Genomic DNA, 17,849 nt, shown 5'->3' with positions numbered 1-17,849 from the left:
GACACACATGCAATGGGAAGTCGTGATCGGGCTGGAGATTCACACCCAGCTCACTACCCGGTCGAAAATCTTTTCCGGTAGTTCCACCACCTTCGGTTCCGAACCGAACACCCAGGCCAGCCTCATCGACCTGGGCATGCCCGGTGTGCTGCCGGTGCTGAACCAGGAAGCGGTGCGCATGGCGGTGATGTTCGGTCTGGCGATTGATGCCGAGATCGGTCAGCACAACGTGTTCGCCCGTAAAAACTATTTCTACCCGGACCTGCCCAAGGGCTACCAGATCAGCCAGATGGAATTGCCGATCGTCGGCAAGGGCCACCTGGACATCGCCCTGGAAGACGGCACCGTAAAACGTGTCGGCATCACCCGCGCGCACCTGGAAGAAGACGCCGGCAAGAGCCTGCACGAAGAGTTCAGCGGCGCCAGCGGCATCGACCTGAACCGTGCCGGCACACCGTTGCTGGAAATCGTCTCCGAGCCGGACATGCGCAGCGCCAAGGAAGCCGTGGCTTACGTCAAGGCGATCCACGCGCTGGTGCGCTACCTGGGCATCTGCGACGGCAACATGGCCGAAGGCTCGCTGCGTTGCGATTGCAACGTGTCGATCCGTCCAAAGGGCCAGGCCGAGTTCGGCACCCGCTGCGAGATCAAGAACGTCAACTCGTTCCGTTTCATCGAGAAGGCGATCAACAGCGAAATCCAGCGTCAGATCGAATTGATCGAAGACGGCGGCAAGGTCATCCAGCAGACCCGCCTGTACGATCCGAACAAGGACGAAACCCGTCCGATGCGCAGCAAAGAGGAAGCCAACGACTACCGTTACTTCCCCGATCCGGACCTGCTGCCGGTGGTTATCGAGAACTCGTTCCTCGACGACGTACGCGGCACCTTGCCGGAATTGCCACCGCAGAAGCGCGAGCGCTTCCAGGAGCAATTCGGTCTGTCGGTCTACGACGCCAGCGTCCTGGCCACCAGCCGCGAACAAGCCGATTACTTCGAGAAAGTCGCGAGCATAGGCGGCGACGCCAAACTGGCGGCGAACTGGGTAATGGTCGAGTTGGGCAGCCTGCTCAACAAGCAAGGCCTGGACATCGAAGAGTCGCCGGTTTCCGCGGAGCTTCTGGGCGGCATGCTGTTGCGCATCAAGGACAACACCATCTCCGGCAAGATCGCCAAGGTGGTGTTTGAGGCAATGGCCAATGGCGAAGGCAGCGCGGACGAGATCATCGACAAGCGTGGCCTCAAGCAAGTGACCGACACCGGCGCCATCTCGGCGGTGCTGGACGAAATGCTCGCGGCCAACGCCGAGCAGGTCGAACAATACCGCGCGGCAGACGAAGCCAAGCGCGGCAAGATGTTCGGCTTCTTCGTCGGTCAGGCCATGAAAGCCTCCAAAGGCAAGGCCAACCCGCAACAGGTCAACGAACTGCTCAAAAGCAAGCTCGAAGGCTGATGAGGATGGAGCCAGCTCTAAAATCTGGCTCCATTCCCTGTGGGAGCGACGGTGCGACGATTCGACTTGCTCGCGATAGCGGTCCGGCACTCAACACAAAGTTGACTGTCAGAATGCCAATCGCGAGCGAGCTCGCTCCCACATTTGTTTTCGGAAGCTTTCAAATGAAGCGTCTACTTGGACTTTGCGCCCTCCTCTCGCTCCTGGCCGGTTGCGCCAGCACCGACACCGTCGATCCGCATGGCTACGACAAAACCGGCGTGGCTTCGTACTACGGCGCCAAACACCAAGGCAAACGCACCGCCAACGGCGAGCGCTTCAACAAGAATTCCATGACCGCCGCCCATCGCCAGCTACCCTTCGGTACACGGGTGAAGGTCACCAATCTGAATAACGACAAATCCTGTGTGGTGCGCATCAATGATCGCGGGCCGCACACCCGTGGCCGTCTGATCGACCTGTCCCAGGAAGCCGCCGAGCGCTTGGGCATGCTGCGCAGCGGCACCGCGCGGGTTCGCGTACAAGCTCTCGACGACTGACCGATGGAGCCCCGACCATTTTCGGATTAGCCGATTTACCTCTGATCAGCGTGATCGAATTGCTCAGCGGATTGGTCCTGCTGATTGTCGGCGCCGAATTAATGGTGCGCGCCGCCGTACGCATTGCCGCGCGGTTGCACATACGCCCGCTGATCATCGGCCTGACCATCGTCGCCCTCGGCAGCAGCGCGCCGCAGATGGCGGTCAGCCTGCAAGCGACCCTGGCGCACACTGCCGACATCGCGGTCGGCAGTGTGATCGGCAGCAGCATTTTCAACATCCTCGTCACACTCGGGTTGTCCGCGCTGATTATTCCGCTGCGGGTTTCCCGGCAACTGGTGCGCCTGGATATTCCGTTGATGATCGGCGCCAGCCTGCTGGTGTTCGTACTCGCCTGGAATGAAGAACTGACCCGTGCCGACGGCGTGATATTGCTTGCGGCTATGGCGATTTACCTGGGTTTGTTGCTGCGCCAGTCACGGCATTCGGGACGGCCGGTATCGAGCCATGACCATCATGCGCAAGCGCCATGGTTGAGCAGCCTGCTGATGATCGTCGCCGGACTGGCGATGCTGGTGTACGCCGGGCACTTGTTGCTGGGGGCAGCCGTTGCGGTTGCTACCGATCTTGGGCTGTCGGAACGGATCATCGGCCTGACCATCGTCGCCGTCAGCACCTCACTGCCTGAGCTCGCCACCTCGTTGATAGCGGCAATGCGCGGCGAGCGCGATATCGCCGTGGGCAACGTGATTGGCAGCAACCTGTTCAACCTCCTGGGCGTGCTCGGCTTTACCGCGCTGGTGGCGCCGTCGCCCCTGTCAGTGTCACCCAACGCCCTGGATTTCGACCTGCCAGTGATGCTCGGCGTCGCGGTGCTGTGCCTGCCGGTGTTCTACTCCGGCTACCGGGTGACCCGCGCCGAAGGCCTGCTGTTTCTGGGTTTGTACCTGGCGTATGGGCTGCACGTGGTGTCGTTCACCACCGGCATGCCACTGGCCGGCAAGCTAGAACACTTGATGCTGTTTTTCGTCCTGCCGGCGCTGGTGGCGTTTTTGCTGTTCACGTCGCTACGCGCCTGGCATCGCCAACACCATAAGAAGGAAGTCCCATGACCGAGAATAAAAAACCCGGCGTTGAAGTCCGCCGCCAAGTGATGGGGGACGCCTTCGTCGACCGCGCACTGGGCAATGCCACCGAATTCACCCAGCCGCTGCAGGATTTCGTCAATGAACACGCCTGGGGCGGTGTGTGGAATCGCGAAGGCCTGCCGCTGAAGACCCGCAGCCTGATCACTCTTGCCGCCCTGACTGCACTGAAGTGCCCGCAGGAATTGAAGGGTCACGTGCGCGGTGCGCTGAACAACGGCTGCACTGTGGATGAGATTCGCGAGGCGTTGCTGCATTGCGCGGTGTATGCCGGTGTGCCGGCGGCGATCGATGCGTTCCGCGCGGCGCAGGAAGTGATTGATAGTTACCAGAAGCCTGAGTGATCACCATCGCCAGAGTGGTTCGCCGCCCTCGGTAACGCTTGTGGTTGAACGGTTCAACCACATATTTCGACAATAAAAGACGCCCCGCCAAACCTGTTCGCCCAAGCCTCTTTTCGACACACTGCGCCGACAAAAATCCACCAGGGGGATGGTCGGTGCAGCGTCGCTGTACCCAGGACTCGAACCTCTCCCTGCCTTACAAGGAAGGTTCCCATGCGATTGAACGCCAGGTTCGTATTGTCGAAATTGATGTTATCCAGCCTGCTCGTCAGCAGTTCGATACATGCCTCTGCCCAAGCGTGTTTCGAGGCCAGCAATCAAGACTTCAGCGAAGTACTTGCTTGCTACAAGCAAGCCGAAGACGCCAATCCACTGGTTTATTCCGTCAAAGGCAACACGCCATTTCCCGGTGTGGAAAAGCGCAGTTTCGACCTGTCCTCCCAGCAATGGTCGCCACAAGGTTTGGTCAGCCCCGCCCAGTGGAAACACACCGTGGACATCTACATCCCGGACAATGCCCTGCACGGCCAATCGCTGCTGGTGGCCAACAACGGAACCCCCAACGCCGGGCAAAACAACGCCGACGAACCGACGGACTTTACCGAAGCCATGGCACTTGAAGTGGCGCGTAAAACACGCACGATTGTCATTTCAGTCAGCAACGTTCCGAACCAGTACCTGACCTATGCCGACGACGGCATTGCGCGCACGGAAGATGCCAGCGTCGCCCACAGCTGGAAACTCTTTCTCGAAGACCCGCACCAGCGCCCGTACATGTCGGTGCGTCTGCCCATGGTGGTGTCGATGGTCAAGGCCATGGACCTCGCGCAAAGGGAACTGCAGCCCTGGGGGATAGAGCGTTTCATTGCCAGCGGCGCCTCAAAACGTGGCTGGACCGTCTGGCTGGCAGCCATTGCCGATGACCGGATCAAATCCATCGTGCCATTTGTCATCGACGTGCTGGGCATGGATAACGTGCTTGAACATACCTATCAAAGCTACGGCAAGAACTGGCCACTGGCATTTTTTGACTACCATCACGAGAGCATCACCCAACAGATCAAGACTGAAAACTTCGCACGCCTGATGAAAATCGAAGACCCGCTAAGTTACCTGCAAACCCGCTATGCCGATCGCCTGGCGATCCCGAAGTACATCGTCAATGCCAGCAGCGACGATTTTTTTCTGCCAGACAACTCGCAGTTTTTTTTCGATCAGCTACCCGGCCCGAAAGCCTTGCGAGTCGCCCCCAATGCGAGCCACTACGGCATCAATCGGTTCGTCGAGAACTCGCTGATTCCAGTCATCAATCGCTGGCAACAGGGCAAGCACTTGCCGGTCATTTCGATGCGCTTGAATCAACACGTTTCACCACAAACGATTGGGCTGCACTTTTCCGAAGCACCAGTGCGTGTGGTTCAGTGGACTGCGGTAAACCCGATCGCCCGAGACTTTCGGTATCCCTGTGGCATCCAGTACGAATCTGAAGATGTAAGGCTCACGGACCCGCTCAACGCTGACATGCAGATCGACACACCGGAAAATGGCTGGAAAGCGACCTTTGTCGAAACGACCTTTACCGATGGCTTCGTCGTGACCACACCAGTGCAGGTCATACCGATGCGCTATCCGACCCAGGCGCCTCCGGTGATCGAACCGGTGTGCAAAACCCTGGCCGATGAACCGAGCCGCTAAATCCAGCCACCCCACTGCAAAAAGAAAATCCCGACGTTGGTGGTGACCGCAGCCATCAGCGTAGTGATCACGATGATCGCCGCCGCCAGTTCATGATTGCCGTCCGCTGCCCGGGCCATGACGAAACTGGCGGCGGCAGTCGGGCTACCGAAGTACAGAAACAGAATCCCCAACTCTGCACCACGAAAGCCCCATAGCCATGCCCCCAGCGTCGCCAGTACCGGCAGGCCGATCATCTTTACCAGGCTTGAACTCAACGCCATGTTGCCGCTTTTGCGCAGCGCCGCCAGTGAGAGCGTGCCGCCGATGCAGATCAGCGCCAGTGGCAACGTGGTTTGCGCCAGGTACTGGCCGGATGTCTCCAGCCAGCCGGGCAAGCCGATCTTGAAATAGGCGAACGGGGCGGCGGCAATCACGCTGATGATCAGCGGATTGCTGAACACGCTTTTACAGATGCTCCACGGATCGGACTTGATCACCGGGCTGTACACCGCCAGCACGATGGTCGAGAGGGTGTTGTAGAACAGGATCACCAGCGCCGCCAGGATCGCCCCGAGGGAAATCCCGTAGTCGCCGTACATGCTTGCCGCCAGCGCCAGGCCGATGACCCCGTTATTACCGCGAAAGGCGCCCTGGGTGTAGATCCCCCGGTCTTCCCGCGGACACTTCCAGATCGCCCAGCCCCAGGCGATGGCAAAACACGCCAGCGTCGCCACCGAGAAGTAGATCAGCAGCGCCGGCTGCAACGCCGTGTGCAGGTCGGCATGCAGGATGCCCAGAAACAGCAACGCCGGCATGGTGACGTTGAACACCAGGGCCGACGCAGTGTGGATGAAGTTGTCGTTGATCCAGTCGATGCGTTTGAGCAGCACCCCGAGAAACAGCATGGCGAATACCGGCGCGGTGATATTCAGGGTTTCGAGGAAAATTGCCAGCATGCCGGGAGGACCTTGGAGTGGGCGTCGTTAGGGGGCTAATGATAAGCCACCAAGGACGTTGGCGTCTGGTCGACCGCCATCGCGAGCAAGCTCGCTCCCACAGGGGAATGCATTCCAAATGTGGGAGCGAGCTTGCTCGCGAAGAACGATAACGCGGTATCAGGTAATCGGCGCCGGGTTGAACAGGGTGATGTCGTTATGCAGCTTGTGCTGCTCGGCCCAGGTCTGTTTCTTGCCACTGGCCACGTCCAGGTAGTAGTGGAACAACTCCCAGCCCAGCTCCTCGATTGACGCGCGCCCGGTGGCAATGCGCCCGGCGTCGATGTCGATCAGGTCCGGCCAGCGTTGCGCCAGTTCGGTCCGGGTCGAGACCTTCACCACCGGCGCCATGGCCAGCCCGTAAGGCGTGCCGCGACCGGTAGTGAACACGTGCAGGTTCATCCCCGCCGCCAGCTGCAACGTTCCGCAGACAAAGTCACTGGCTGGGGTCGCGCAGAAAATCAGGCCTTTGCGCTTGAAACGCTCGCCAGGGCCAAGCACGCCATTGATCGCGCTGCTGCCGGACTTGACGATCGATCCCAGGGATTTCTCGACAATGTTCGACAACCCGCCCTTCTTGTTGCCCGGCGTGGTGTTGGCACTGCGATCCGCCTCGCCCTTGGCCAGGTAACGGTCGTACCAGTCCATTTCCCGCACCAGTTCCTGGGCGACGTCCTGGTTTTCCGCACGGGAGGTCAGCAGATAAATGGCATCGCGCACTTCGGTGACTTCGGAAAACATCACCGTCGCACCGGCCCGCAGCAGCAGGTCCGAGGCATAACCGAGCGCCGGGTTGGCGGTGATGCCGGAGAACGCATCACTGCCGCCGCATTGCATGCCAAGGATCAGCTCGGACGCCGGCACGGTTTCCCGGCGACGTTGATCGAGCTTCTTCAAGCGTGTCTCGGCCAGCTCCATGATCTGTTCGATCATTTCGGTGAAGCCGTGACTGGAGTCCTGCAAGCGGTACAGCCATGGCTCGCTCAAATCCACCGAGCTGTCGTTGTCGTGCATCACCTGCCCGGCCTGCAATTTCTCGCAGCCCAGACTGATCACCAGGGCTTCGCCGCCCAGGTTCGGGTTGCGTGCCAGATTGCGCACGGTGCGGATCGGGATGTACGCGTCAGTCGCAGTGATAGCCACGCCACAGCCGTAGCTGTGGGTCAGCGCCACCACGTCATCGACGTGCGGGTACTTGGGCAGCAACTCGTCCTTGATGCGCTTGACCGCATGATCGAGCACCCCGGTCACGCACTGCACGGTGGTAGTGATGCCGAGAATGTTGCGCGTGCCGACGGTGCCGTCGGCGTTGCGATAACCCTCGAAAGTGAAGCCTTCCAGCGGTGCCTGCGCGGCCGGCACATCGGTGGACAGCGGCAGGCTGTCCAGCGGTGGCGCGGTTGGCATGCGCAGTTGATCTTCCTTGACCCAACTGCCGCGGGGGATCGGCTGCAAGGCGTAGCCAATGGTCTGGCCGTAACGAATCACCTGGCCCCCCTCAGGAATGTCTACCAGGGTGACCTTGTGGCTCTGTGGCACGAAGTCCACGGTGACCAGGCCGTCCGCAAACTCGGTGCCGGCCGGTACACCCTGATCATTGACCACGATCACTACGTTATCCCGCTCGTGCAAGCGGATGTAGCGCGGCGAGTCGGAATGTTCAATCAACTGCATGACGCCGCTCCTCAGGAATGCGCTTGAGACATTTTGCCAGGGGCTTCAGAACCGTTCGCTGGTGGCTCTTTGAGCACGACGCGCTTGATCGGGCCCACGATCACCAGGTAGCTGAACACCGCGACCAGCGCGTTACAACCGACGAACACCAGTGCCCATTTGAACGAACCGGTGGAGCTGATGATGTAGCCGATGACGATCGGGGTGGTGATCGAAGCAATGTTGCCGAAGGTGTTGAACAGGCCACCGCTCAGACCGGCGATCTGCTTCGGCGAGGTGTCAGACACCACGGCCCAGCCCAGTGCACCCACGCCTTTGCCGAAGAATGCCAAGGCCATGAAGCCGACGACCATCCATTCAACGTCCACGTAGTTGCACGCCACGATGCTGCTGGAAACCAGCAGCCCAGCAATGATCGGCGCCTTGCGGGCGAAGGTCAGGGAATGGCCTTTGCGCAGCAGGTAATCGGAAATCACCCCGCCGAGCACACCACCGATGAAGCCGCAGATCGCCGGCAAGGACGCGATGAAGCCGGCCTTGAGAATGGTCATGCCACGCTCTTGCACCAGGTACACCGGGAACCAGGTCAGGAAGAAGTAAGTGATGCCGTTGATGCAGTACTGGCCCAGGTACACGCCGAGCATCATGCGATTGGTCAGCAGCTGGCGGATGTAGTCCCATTTCGGACCGTCGGTCTTTTTGCCTTTACCCTTGTCCTGATCCATGTCGACCATGCCGCCGTTGTCGGCGATGTGCTTGAACTCGGCGTCATTGATCATCGGGTGTTGGCGCGGGCTGTGGATAACCTTCAGCCAGATCAGCGAGAACACAATGCCGATCACGCCCATGACGATAAACACGTGCTGCCAGCCGAACGTGAAGACGATCCAGCCCATCAGCGGTGCGAACAGTACAGTGGCGAAGTACTGCGCGGAGTTGAAGATTGCCGACGCGGTGCCGCGTTCAGCAGTCGGGAACCAGGCCGCCACGATGCGTGCGTTGCCGGGGAAGGATGGCGCTTCGGCCAGGCCCACCAAAAAGCGCAGCATGAACAGCGCGACCACTGCGGTGGACATGCCGAACTCGCCGACATAACCCTGCAGCACGGTGAACAGCGACCAGGTGAAGATGCTCAGTGCGTAGATTTTTTTCGAACCGAAACGGTCCAGCAGCCAGCCACCGGGAATTTGCCCGGCCACGTAGGCCCAACCGAATGCGGAGAAGATGTAGCCGAGGGTAACGGCGTCGATGCCGAGGTCTTTTTGCAGGCTGGAGCCGGCGATTGCGATGGTAGCGCGGTCGGCGTAGTTGATCGTGGTCACCAGAAACAGCATGAGCAGGATCAAATAGCGGACGTGAGTCGGCTTGGTCGATTGCATGTAGATGTACTCCCACTGATTATTTTTATGCGGGTAAAACATTCAAGAGTCATGTGCCGCGCAAGGCCTTAGGCAAGGACCTTGCGCGGGTGCAGCGGGGTTACGATCCGATGTAGGCAGTTTTTACGACCGTGTAAAACTCTTGCGCATAGCGACCTTGCTCACGTGATCCATAGGATGAACCTTTACGCCCACCGAACGGAACGTGGTAATCCACACCGGCGGTCGGCAGGTTGACCATCACCATCCCGGCCTGGGAGTGGCGCTTGAAGTGGTTGGCGTATTTCAGCGAGGTGGTGGCAATGCCCGCCGACAGACCGAACTCGGTGTCATTGGCCATGGCCAGCGCGGCTTCGTAATCGGCCACGCGCACCACGTTGGCCACCGGGCCGAAGATCTCTTCCTGGCTGATGCGCATCGAAGCTTCGCTGTCGGCAAACAGGGTCGGCGCGAGGAAGTAGCCCTCGGTGTCGCAGGTCACCAGACCACCGCCGCTGACCAGACGCGCGCCTTCGGACTGGCCGATGTCGATGTACTTCATGTCCTGTTCAAGCTGCGCTTGCGAGACCACCGGACCGATATCGGTACCCGCCTTCAATGCATGGCCGACCTTGATCGACTTCATGCGCTCGGCCATGGCTTCGACGAACTGGTCGTGGATGCCAGCGGTGACAATAAAGCGGCTGGAAGCGGTACAACGCTGGCCAGTGGAGTAGAACGCGCTCTGTACTGACAACTCGACCGCTTGCTTGAGGTCGGCGTCGTCGAGAATGATCTGCGGGTTCTTGCCACCCATTTCCAACTGGACCTTGGCCTGGCGCGATACACAGCTGACGGCGATCTGACGACCCACGCCCACGGAACCTGTGAAGCTGATACCGTCGACTTTCGGGCTGTGGACTAACGCATCGCCAACCACACGACCGCTGCCCATCACCAGGTTGAACACACCGGCCGGGAAGCCTGCGCGGGAGATGATTTCAGCCAGGGCCCAGGCGCAACCCGGCACCAGATCCGCAGGCTTGAGCACCACGCAGTTGCCGTAGGCCAGGGCCGGGGCGATTTTCCACGCCGGAATGGCGATCGGGAAGTTCCACGGGGTAATCAGACCGACCACGCCCAGGGCTTCGCGAGTGACTTCAACGTTGACGCCCGGACGCACCGACGGCAGGTAGTCGCCGGACAGGCGCAGGCATTCACCGGCGAAGAACTTGAAGATATTACCGGCGCGAGTCACTTCGCCGATGGCTTCAGGCAGGGTCTTGCCCTCTTCCCGGGCCAGCAGGGTGCCGAGCTCTTCGCGACGGGCGAGGATTTCAGTACCGACTTTGTCCAGGGAATCGTGGCGCGCCTGAATGCCGGAAGTGGACCAGGCCGGGAACGCGGCACGGGCGGCGTCGATGGCGGCGTGGACCTGAACCAGATCAGCCTTGGCGTAGTCGCCGATGGCGTCGGTCAGTTCGGACGGGTTGATGTTGGTCGAGTAATCGCCACCGGCAACCCATTCGCCGTTGATGTAGTTATCAAAACGCTTTGCATCTGCCACTTTGAGATCTCCTCACGCAAAAGGCCGCTGATTGCTCAGCGGCCTTACTTAATCGGATGTGTTACTGCGCACCCTGCTTGTCGATCAACGCAGCGAGCATTTCATACTCCTCGCCGGTCAGATCGGTCAGCGGTGCACGCACAGGACCTGCGTCGTAGCCGGCAATTTTTGCCCCGGCCTTGACGATGCTCACGGCATAACCGGCCTTGCGGTTACGGATGTCCAGGTACGGCAGGAAGAAGTCGTCGATGATCTTGCCAACGGTGGCGTGATCTTCACGAGCGATCGCGTGGTAGAAATCCATCGCGGTTTTCGGGATGAAGTTGAACACCGCCGAGGAGTAGACCGGTACGCCCAGGGCCTTGTAGGCCGCGGCGTAGACTTCGGCGGTCGGCAAGCCACCCAGGTAGCTGAAGCGATCACCGAGGCGGCGACGGATCGACACCATCAACTCGATATCACCCAGGCCATCCTTGTAGCCGATCAGGTTCGGGCAGCGCTCGGCCAGACGTTCCAGCAGCGGCGCGGTCAGGCGGCAGACGTTACGGTTGTAGACCACCACGCCGATGTTGACCGATTTGCACACGGCTTCAACGTGGGCGGCAACGCCGTCTTGGCTGGCTTCGGTCAGGTAGTGCGGCAGCAGCAGCAGGCCTTTGGCGCCCAGACGCTCGGCTTCCTGTGCGTATTCGATGGCCTGGCGGGTCGAACCGCCCACACCGGCCAGAATTGGCACGCTGGTGGCACAGGTGTCGACGGCAGTCTTGATGATTTCCGAATATTCGCTGGCCGCCAGAGAGAAGAACTCACCGGTGCCGCCCGCGGCGAACAGTGCCGAGGCGCCGTATGGGGCCAGCCATTCGAGACGCTTGATGTAACCCGCGCGATTGAAGTCGCCCTGGGCATTGAAATCGGTGACCGGGAAAGACAACAGACCGGAAGAGAGGATGGACTTCAGTTCTTGTGGATTCATTAATCGAACACCCTGGATAACGACGTTGTGTGAGAAAACCGTTCAGCCCGCGCTGAAGTTGTAGGTCATCGTACAACTTAAAATACAACCGTCAACTGCATTTCATCGCCGGGGGATGAAAATTGTTCGACAAGAAAGGCTGTTGGCCTGATTTTTAGCGGGTTTCAGCGGAAGAAGGACAGTTGCGAGCACCGTGATAAACGGTCGCTTGAGAGATACGTTGTCGGAAGATGCGGGAAAACTACTGGATTTGTTTTATAGGTTACGGCCCTATCGCGAGCAGGCTCGCTCCTACAGTGATCTTCAGTGTTGCGAGATCCACTGTAGGAGCGAGCCTGCTCGCGATAGCGGTAGTTCAGACGATGGAGGACAAGGGCAAATTACTTACCCCCGCTGCGCCTCAGCCTCTTCATGGGCATGACGCAACCGCTCACGGCTGTTGGTCAGGTGCAGGCGCATCGCCGCACGGGCTGCATCGGAATCCTGGCGGGCAATGGCGTCGTAGATTTCTTCGTGCTCACGGCTCAGGCGACTCATGTAGTGCTGCTGGTCGTCATGGGCCAGGCGCGCGGAGTTCAGCCGTGTGCGCGGAATAATGCTGGTGCCCAGGTGGGTCATGATGTCGGTGAAGTAGCGGTTGCCGGTGGACAGCGCGATTTCGAGGTGGAAGGCGAAGTCCGAAGCCACGGCGTCACTGGCGTGAGCGGCGCTTTCATTCAACGCATCGAGGGCGGCGCGCATGTTGGCCAGTTGTTCCGGACTGCGGCGTTGCGCAGCCAATCCGGCAGACTCCACTTCGAGACTGATGCGCAGTTCCAGGATCGCCAGCACATCACGCAAGGTCACAACGGTCGCCGGGTCAATACGGAAACCGCTCGGGCTCGGTGTGTCCAGCACGAAGGTGCCGATGCCATGACGGGTTTCCACCTGCCCTGCCGCCTGCAAGCGCGAAATCGCTTCACGCACCACCGTGCGGCTGACGCCGTGGGCATCCATGATGGCCGACTCGGTGGGCAATTTGTCGCCACGCTTGAGATGACCGTCGCGGATCTGCTCGGACAGCACCGTCACCAGTTCCTGAGCGAGGCTGCGGCGCTTGCGAGGGAGGCGTGGTGTGTCGTTCAGGTTTTCCATGGTGAACATCTGTCTCGAAAATTCGGCGGCTGAAAACGCATCATAGCGCAACGCGGTTGTACGATCACCACCACCCCTGCGGCAGCTCCTACAGGGACCTTCGGTGTTCAGGCGGTCACGGCCTGGTCCACCAGATGGCCATTCTCGATACGAACATGCCGTGGATGGAAGCGCTTCAGACTACTGCGATGGCCGACGCTGACAATACTCAGCCCCGGCAACTCATCGATCAACGCCTGATACAGCGTGGCCTCATCTTCTTCGTCCATCGCCGAGGTCGCTTCGTCCATGTACAGCCATTGCGGTGCATAAAGCAGCGCACGGGCAAAGGCCAGGCGCTGCTGCTCACCCGGCGACAGCATGCGTTGCCAGTGGTTGGCTTCGTCGAGACGGGCAATCAGGTGCGGCAAGCGACAGGTTTCCAAGACCTGCACATAGCGTTCGTTCGGATAGATATCGCCAGCCTGTGGATAACTGAGAACATCTCGCAAGGTGCCAATCGGCAAATACGGTTTTTGCGGCAGGAACAGGTAGCGCGCCGCTGGCAGGCGAATACTGCCGTGGCCGGCCGGCCACAGATGCCCCATCGCCCGCAGCAGGGTCGACTTGCCGCTGCCGGAACGACCGCTGAGCATCACACGGTCGCCCTCCTCCACGGTCATGTCGGCGTTGGTCAGCAGGTGACGGCCTTCAGCCAGGTCGAGGCCGAGGTTGTGCACCTTCAGCACCGAGCCCGAATTCTGTACGTCGATGGCCGGCGCACGCTCTTCGTTGTCACGCATGGCCTGGTGGAAGCTCAACAGACGATCGCAGGTGGCGCGCCAGGAAGCGAGGCTCTGGTACGCACTGATAAACCAGCTGAAGCTTTCCTGCACATTGCCGAATGCCGAGCTGATTTGCATCAGCTCGCCCAGTTCGATCTTGCCGGAAAGGTAACGCGGGGCGGCAACCATGAAGGGGAAGATGATGGCGGCCTGGCTGTAACCGGCGGTGAAGAACGTCAGGCGCTTGGACACTTTCATGATGTCCCAGAAGTTGTGCCAGACCATCCCGAAGCGGCTGCTCAACCGACGGTTTTCGTTCGGTTCGCCGTTGTACAACGCGATACTTTCGGCATTCTCGCGAATCCGCACCATGGAGAAACGCAGGTCGGCTTCGAAGCGTTGTTGTTGGTTGTTCAGACCGATCAGGCGACGACCAATCAAATGCGTCAACCAGCTGCCGACCACCGCATAAACCAGTACGCACCAGAACATGTAGCCGGGAATGGTGATGCCGAATACTTCAATGCTGCCCGACACGCCCCACAGGATGATCGAAAACGACACCAGGCTGACGATATTACGCAGCAGCCCGATACCCAGTTCAAGGGTGTTGGAGGTGAAGTTGTTGAGGTCTTCGGAAATCCGCTGGTCCGGGTTATCGGTGTAACCGCCCTGCTCCAGCTGGTAGTAATTCTTGTCGGCGAGCCAGCGAGCGAAGTGCTTTTCGGTGAGCCACGCCCGCCAGCGGATCGTCAGCATCTGCGTCAGGTAGAGCCGGTACACCGCGCCGACGATCGCCACCGCCGCAATCGCGCAGAAATACAGGATCAGTTGCCAGAACGCCGCCTCGTCCTTCTTTTGCAGGGCGTTGTAGAAATCCTTGTACCAGGTGTTGAACCACACCGAGATCCCCACGCTGATCAGCGACAGCGCAATCACCGCGATCAGCAGCGTCCAGGCCTTGGCCTTCTCTTCACTGCGCCAGTAAGGCGTGATCATCGCCCACACTTTGCGAAAAAACTGCCCGCGCACGGCGTCGTTGACCGCGGAATACTCAGCGTTCTGATTCATGGATAAGGCTCGATAGAGAAAAGTACGCACACGAACCGATCATAGATGATCGGTCCGGTTTGTCGCGAGATACGGCCCGCATTCGTTCAGCGCAGGTTCAGCGGCGAACGGGACGCTTCTGCAGTTTGCGCTGCAGGGTGCGGCGGTGCATGCCCAGGGCACGGGCCGTGGCGGAGATGTTGCCTTCGTGCTCGGTCAGCACGCGCTGGATGTGCTCCCACTGCAGGCGGTCCACGGACATCGGGTTTTCCGGCACCAGGCTGTCGAGGTCGGCGTGTTCGGACAGCAGTGCCGCCAGCACGTCGTCGGCGTCCGCCGGCTTGCACAGGTAGTTGCAGGCACCGCGCTTGATCGCCTCGACGGCGGTGGCAATGCTCGAATAACCGGTGAGGATCACCACGCGCATTTCCGGGTCCATTTCCAGCAGTTTTGGCAGCAGCACCAGGCCGGAATCGCCGTCCATCTTCAGGTCCAGGGCGGCATAATCCGGCAGATCGGCCTTGGCCAGTTCCAGGCCTTCCTCGGCAGAACTGGCAGTGCTGACGCGAAAACCGCGGCGGGCCATGGCGCGGGCCATGACGCGGGTGAATGTGGCGTCGTCATCGACCAGCAACAAATGCGGCAGTTCTTCGCCTTCGACTTGGATCTCTTCACTCATGTTCGTCTCCTCGGGCGACACGGGGCAGGCGCAGCTCGGTGAGCGTGCCACCTTCCTCATGACTGTAGAGTTTCACTGAGCCGCCGGCGCGTGTCACGCTGGCCTTGCTCAAAAACAGGCCCAGGCCGAAGCCTTTGCCCTTGGTGGTAAAAAACGGTTTGCCGATTTGCTCGGCGATGGCCAGCGGCACACCGGCGCCATGATCACGAATGCTGATGGTGAGGTTTTCCCAATCCCAGTCCAGCGTCACTTGCAGCCCTTCGGGGCAGGCATCGGCGGCGTTGTTCAACAGATTCAGCAACGCCTGGGTCAAGTCCGGCGGCGGCGCCATGCGCGGTACCGCGCCCTGGCCGAGGCGCTGGAAGCGATAACTGGCCTCCGGGCGCATCAGATGCCAGCGATTGAGGGCTTCATCAAGCCAATCGGTGACGTCCTGCATCTCCACCGCCAACCGGCGATTGGCCTCGGCGGCGCGCACCAGATGCTGCAAGGTCTCTTTACACAGTTTGACCTGATCCTGCAGCACGCTCAGATCGTCCTGCAACATCGGGTCATGGTGATCCTGACGCATTTCCTTTAGCAACACGCTCATGGTCGCCAGCGGCGTGCCCAGTTCATGGGCCGCACCGGCGGCCTGGGTGGCGACGGCCAGCAGTTGCTGATCGCGCAGGCCTTCTTCGCGACGAATGGCACGCAGTTCTTCCTGACGGCGCAGCTCTTCGGCCATGCGCGCGGCGAAGAACGTGATCACTGCGGCGGCGAGGGCGAAGCTCAGCCACATCCCGTACACCTGCAGGTTTTCCCGAGCGATCGGGAAGGTTTGCAGCGGGTAGAACTGTGCCAGCAACAGCGTGTACATCGTCAGCGCGATACCCGACAGGATCACCGAATAACGCCATGGCAACGTCACCGCGGCAATGGTCAGCGGCACCAGGTAATAGGAGACGAAGGGGTTGGTCGAGCCACCGGAGAAATACAGCAAGGCGCTGTGGATAAACAGGTCGCAGGCCAGTTGCACGGCGTATTCGAGCTCGGTCACCGGCCAGGAGGTGCGCAGGCGAATCGCCGTAAACACGCACAACAGCATCGAACAACCGAGGGTCGCGGCCAGTTGAAACCAGGGTAGCGGCAGCAATTCGAGCCAGTAGGCCAGGCCCACGGAACCGGCCTGGGCGGCCAGCACCAATGTGCGGATGAACGTCAGCCGCCAGAGGTTCTGGCGAGTGGCGGAAGTGATTTGAACGGGGGCGAGCATAGCTCGCTCCCACATTGGAATGCGGTCAACTGTGGGAGCGAGCTTGCTCGCGATTGGCTGCGAAGCAGCCACCTGTGCACCATCTGTATAGAAGTTGTAACTGTGCGAACCGGAGCATTAAAGCTAGAGTCTGATGGTTTCACGCAGGCCCGGACCATACCCCTGCGCACCTTTCAAGGAGCCTTCATGTACACATTCCGCCGCAGCGCCGTCCTCCTCGCCCTGAGCGTTGGCACCGTCGCCAGCCTCCCGGCCCTGGCCGCCGACGAGCTTCATTACAACCAGATTTCCCTGCGCGCCGAAGTCAGTCAGGAAGTGGCCCGCGACCTGATGATCGTGACTCTCTACACCGAAGAACAAAACAGCGACCCGGCCAAACTCGCCGCCGATGTCAGCACCACCATGAACAAGGCGCTGGCCCAAGCCAAGCAAGTCAAAGACATCACCCTGCGCCAGGGCAGCCGCAACAGCTACCCGATCTACGACACCAAGGGCCAGAAAATCACCGGCTGGCGCGAGCGCGCCGAATTGCGCCTGGAAAGTTCGGACTTCGCCGCGCTGTCAAAGCTGACCGGCGAACTGCTCACCGACCTGAAAATGGGCGGCATGGATTTCGCCATCGCCACCCCGACCCGCAAGGCCAGCGAAGACGCCCTGCTCAAGGACGCCGTGACCGCCTTCAAGGCTCGCGCCCAACTGGCCACCGACGCCCTCGGCGGCAAGAGCTACAAAATCGTCAACCTGAACCTCAACAGCAACGGTTATCCACAGCCTTACCTGCGCGCGCCGATGATGATGAAAGCCGCCGCCATGGACGCCGCACCGGTGACGCCGGATGTCGAAGCCGGCACCAGCCAGGTCAGCATGACCGCCGATGGTTCGATTGAAGTGCTGATGCCTTGAATCGATAGCCTCTAAATAAAAAACGGCGATCACTCAGATGATCGCCGTTTTTTTTTGGCAGTTTTCAGACATGAGCTATAACTGGATAGTCCACCGGGAAAAGCCGGCAGTTGCACCGGGTGCAACTGAGTTCGATTGGCCACTATCGGTGCAACAATAACCACTCTTATTCACGCCATACCCACCCCACAAAACGGGGGTATAAATAAGTAACACCCCGCCCTGATCGGGAGCACCCAGCGCTCATGGCGCACCGTAAAAGTGCGTCGTTTGCACCGTAAAAATGCCGCGCAAACGGTTAAATGCGGCAGAATTTATACAAATGCGACATTAAGGTAC

General features: G+C 60.0%; 15 protein-coding genes. 6 read left to right on the top strand and 9 right to left on the bottom strand.

Annotated elements, in window-relative coordinates:
• The first annotated feature begins 7 nt into the window (after positions 1-7).
• From gatB to AC1D1M_RS15505, 5 genes are all read left to right on the top strand, one after another.
• Positions 8-1,453: an Asp-tRNA(Asn)/Glu-tRNA(Gln) amidotransferase subunit GatB gene (gene gatB / locus AC1D1M_RS15525; RefSeq protein WP_477776335.1), complete on the top strand. Its 1,446-nt coding sequence runs from the start codon at positions 8-10 to the stop codon at positions 1,451-1,453.
• A 164-nt stretch (positions 1,454-1,617) separates the two neighbouring features.
• Entirely contained in the window at positions 1,618-1,992 is a 375-nt protein-coding gene (locus AC1D1M_RS15520) for a septal ring lytic transglycosylase RlpA family protein (protein ID WP_477776334.1), read from the top strand.
• Between the two features lie 50 nt (positions 1,993-2,042).
• On the top strand, positions 2,043-3,104 hold the full coding sequence (locus AC1D1M_RS15515; RefSeq protein ID WP_477776333.1) for a calcium/sodium antiporter: 1,062 nt from the start codon (positions 2,043-2,045) through the stop codon (positions 3,102-3,104).
• Entirely contained in the window at positions 3,101-3,481 is a 381-nt protein-coding gene (locus tag AC1D1M_RS15510) for a carboxymuconolactone decarboxylase family protein (RefSeq protein WP_046040018.1), read from the top strand. The genes AC1D1M_RS15515 and AC1D1M_RS15510 overlap by 4 nt, the downstream gene beginning before the upstream one ends.
• A 213-nt stretch (positions 3,482-3,694) precedes the next feature.
• Entirely contained in the window at positions 3,695-5,176 is a 1,482-nt protein-coding gene (locus AC1D1M_RS15505) for a PhoPQ-activated pathogenicity-related family protein (protein ID WP_477776332.1), read from the top strand.
• Here AC1D1M_RS15505 and AC1D1M_RS15500 read toward each other — a convergent pair.
• The 9 genes from AC1D1M_RS15500 to AC1D1M_RS15460 all read right to left on the bottom strand — a co-directional run bounded on the left by AC1D1M_RS15500 (position 5,173) and on the right by AC1D1M_RS15460 (position 16,607).
• Positions 5,173-6,114, bottom strand: coding sequence for an AEC family transporter (locus tag AC1D1M_RS15500; protein ID WP_477776331.1), 942 nt, complete (start codon positions 6,112-6,114; stop codon positions 5,173-5,175). The two genes, AC1D1M_RS15505 and AC1D1M_RS15500, sit on opposite strands and share 4 nt — an antisense overlap.
• A gap of 159 nt (positions 6,115-6,273) precedes the next feature.
• A complete protein-coding gene (gene garD, locus AC1D1M_RS15495; RefSeq protein WP_477776330.1) occupies positions 6,274-7,827 on the bottom strand; it encodes a galactarate dehydratase in 1,554 nt (517 codons plus the stop codon).
• A gap of 11 nt (positions 7,828-7,838) precedes the next feature.
• On the bottom strand, positions 7,839-9,206 hold the full coding sequence (locus tag AC1D1M_RS15490) for an MFS transporter (protein WP_477776329.1): 1,368 nt from the start codon (positions 9,204-9,206) through the stop codon (positions 7,839-7,841).
• A 100-nt stretch (positions 9,207-9,306) separates the two neighbouring features.
• Positions 9,307-10,752, bottom strand: coding sequence for an aldehyde dehydrogenase family protein (locus AC1D1M_RS15485; RefSeq protein WP_477776328.1), 1,446 nt, complete (start codon positions 10,750-10,752; stop codon positions 9,307-9,309).
• A 61-nt stretch (positions 10,753-10,813) separates the two neighbouring features.
• On the bottom strand, positions 10,814-11,725 hold the full coding sequence (gene kdgD, locus AC1D1M_RS15480) for a 5-dehydro-4-deoxyglucarate dehydratase (RefSeq protein WP_007976489.1): 912 nt from the start codon (positions 11,723-11,725) through the stop codon (positions 10,814-10,816).
• 384 nt (positions 11,726-12,109) lie between these two features.
• Positions 12,110-12,859 carry a FadR/GntR family transcriptional regulator gene (locus AC1D1M_RS15475; RefSeq protein ID WP_414929772.1) on the bottom strand — a complete coding sequence of 250 codons (750 nt, stop codon included), beginning with the start codon at positions 12,857-12,859 and terminating at the stop codon, positions 12,110-12,112.
• A gap of 107 nt (positions 12,860-12,966) precedes the next feature.
• Positions 12,967-14,694, bottom strand: coding sequence for an ABC transporter ATP-binding protein/permease (locus AC1D1M_RS15470; RefSeq protein ID WP_477776327.1), 1,728 nt, complete (start codon positions 14,692-14,694; stop codon positions 12,967-12,969).
• A 97-nt stretch (positions 14,695-14,791) separates the two neighbouring features.
• Positions 14,792-15,352 carry a response regulator transcription factor gene (locus AC1D1M_RS15465; protein ID WP_007981466.1) on the bottom strand — a complete coding sequence of 187 codons (561 nt, stop codon included), beginning with the start codon at positions 15,350-15,352 and terminating at the stop codon, positions 14,792-14,794.
• Entirely contained in the window at positions 15,345-16,607 is a 1,263-nt protein-coding gene (locus AC1D1M_RS15460; protein ID WP_413426898.1) for an ATP-binding protein, read from the bottom strand. The genes AC1D1M_RS15465 and AC1D1M_RS15460 overlap by 8 nt, the downstream gene beginning before the upstream one ends.
• A gap of 186 nt (positions 16,608-16,793) precedes the next feature.
• On the opposite strand from AC1D1M_RS15460, the gene AC1D1M_RS15455 reads away from it, so the two are divergent.
• Complete coding sequence (locus AC1D1M_RS15455) at positions 16,794-17,510, top strand: SIMPL domain-containing protein (RefSeq protein WP_477776326.1); 717 nt, start codon at positions 16,794-16,796, stop codon at positions 17,508-17,510.
• Positions 17,511-17,849: the final 339 nt, after the last annotated feature.

It is taken from the genome of Pseudomonas sp. P1_F7, assembly GCF_056405655.1.
The sequence above is the reverse complement of the archived record's forward strand: the minus strand, read 5'-3'. Positions and strand labels throughout refer to the sequence as shown.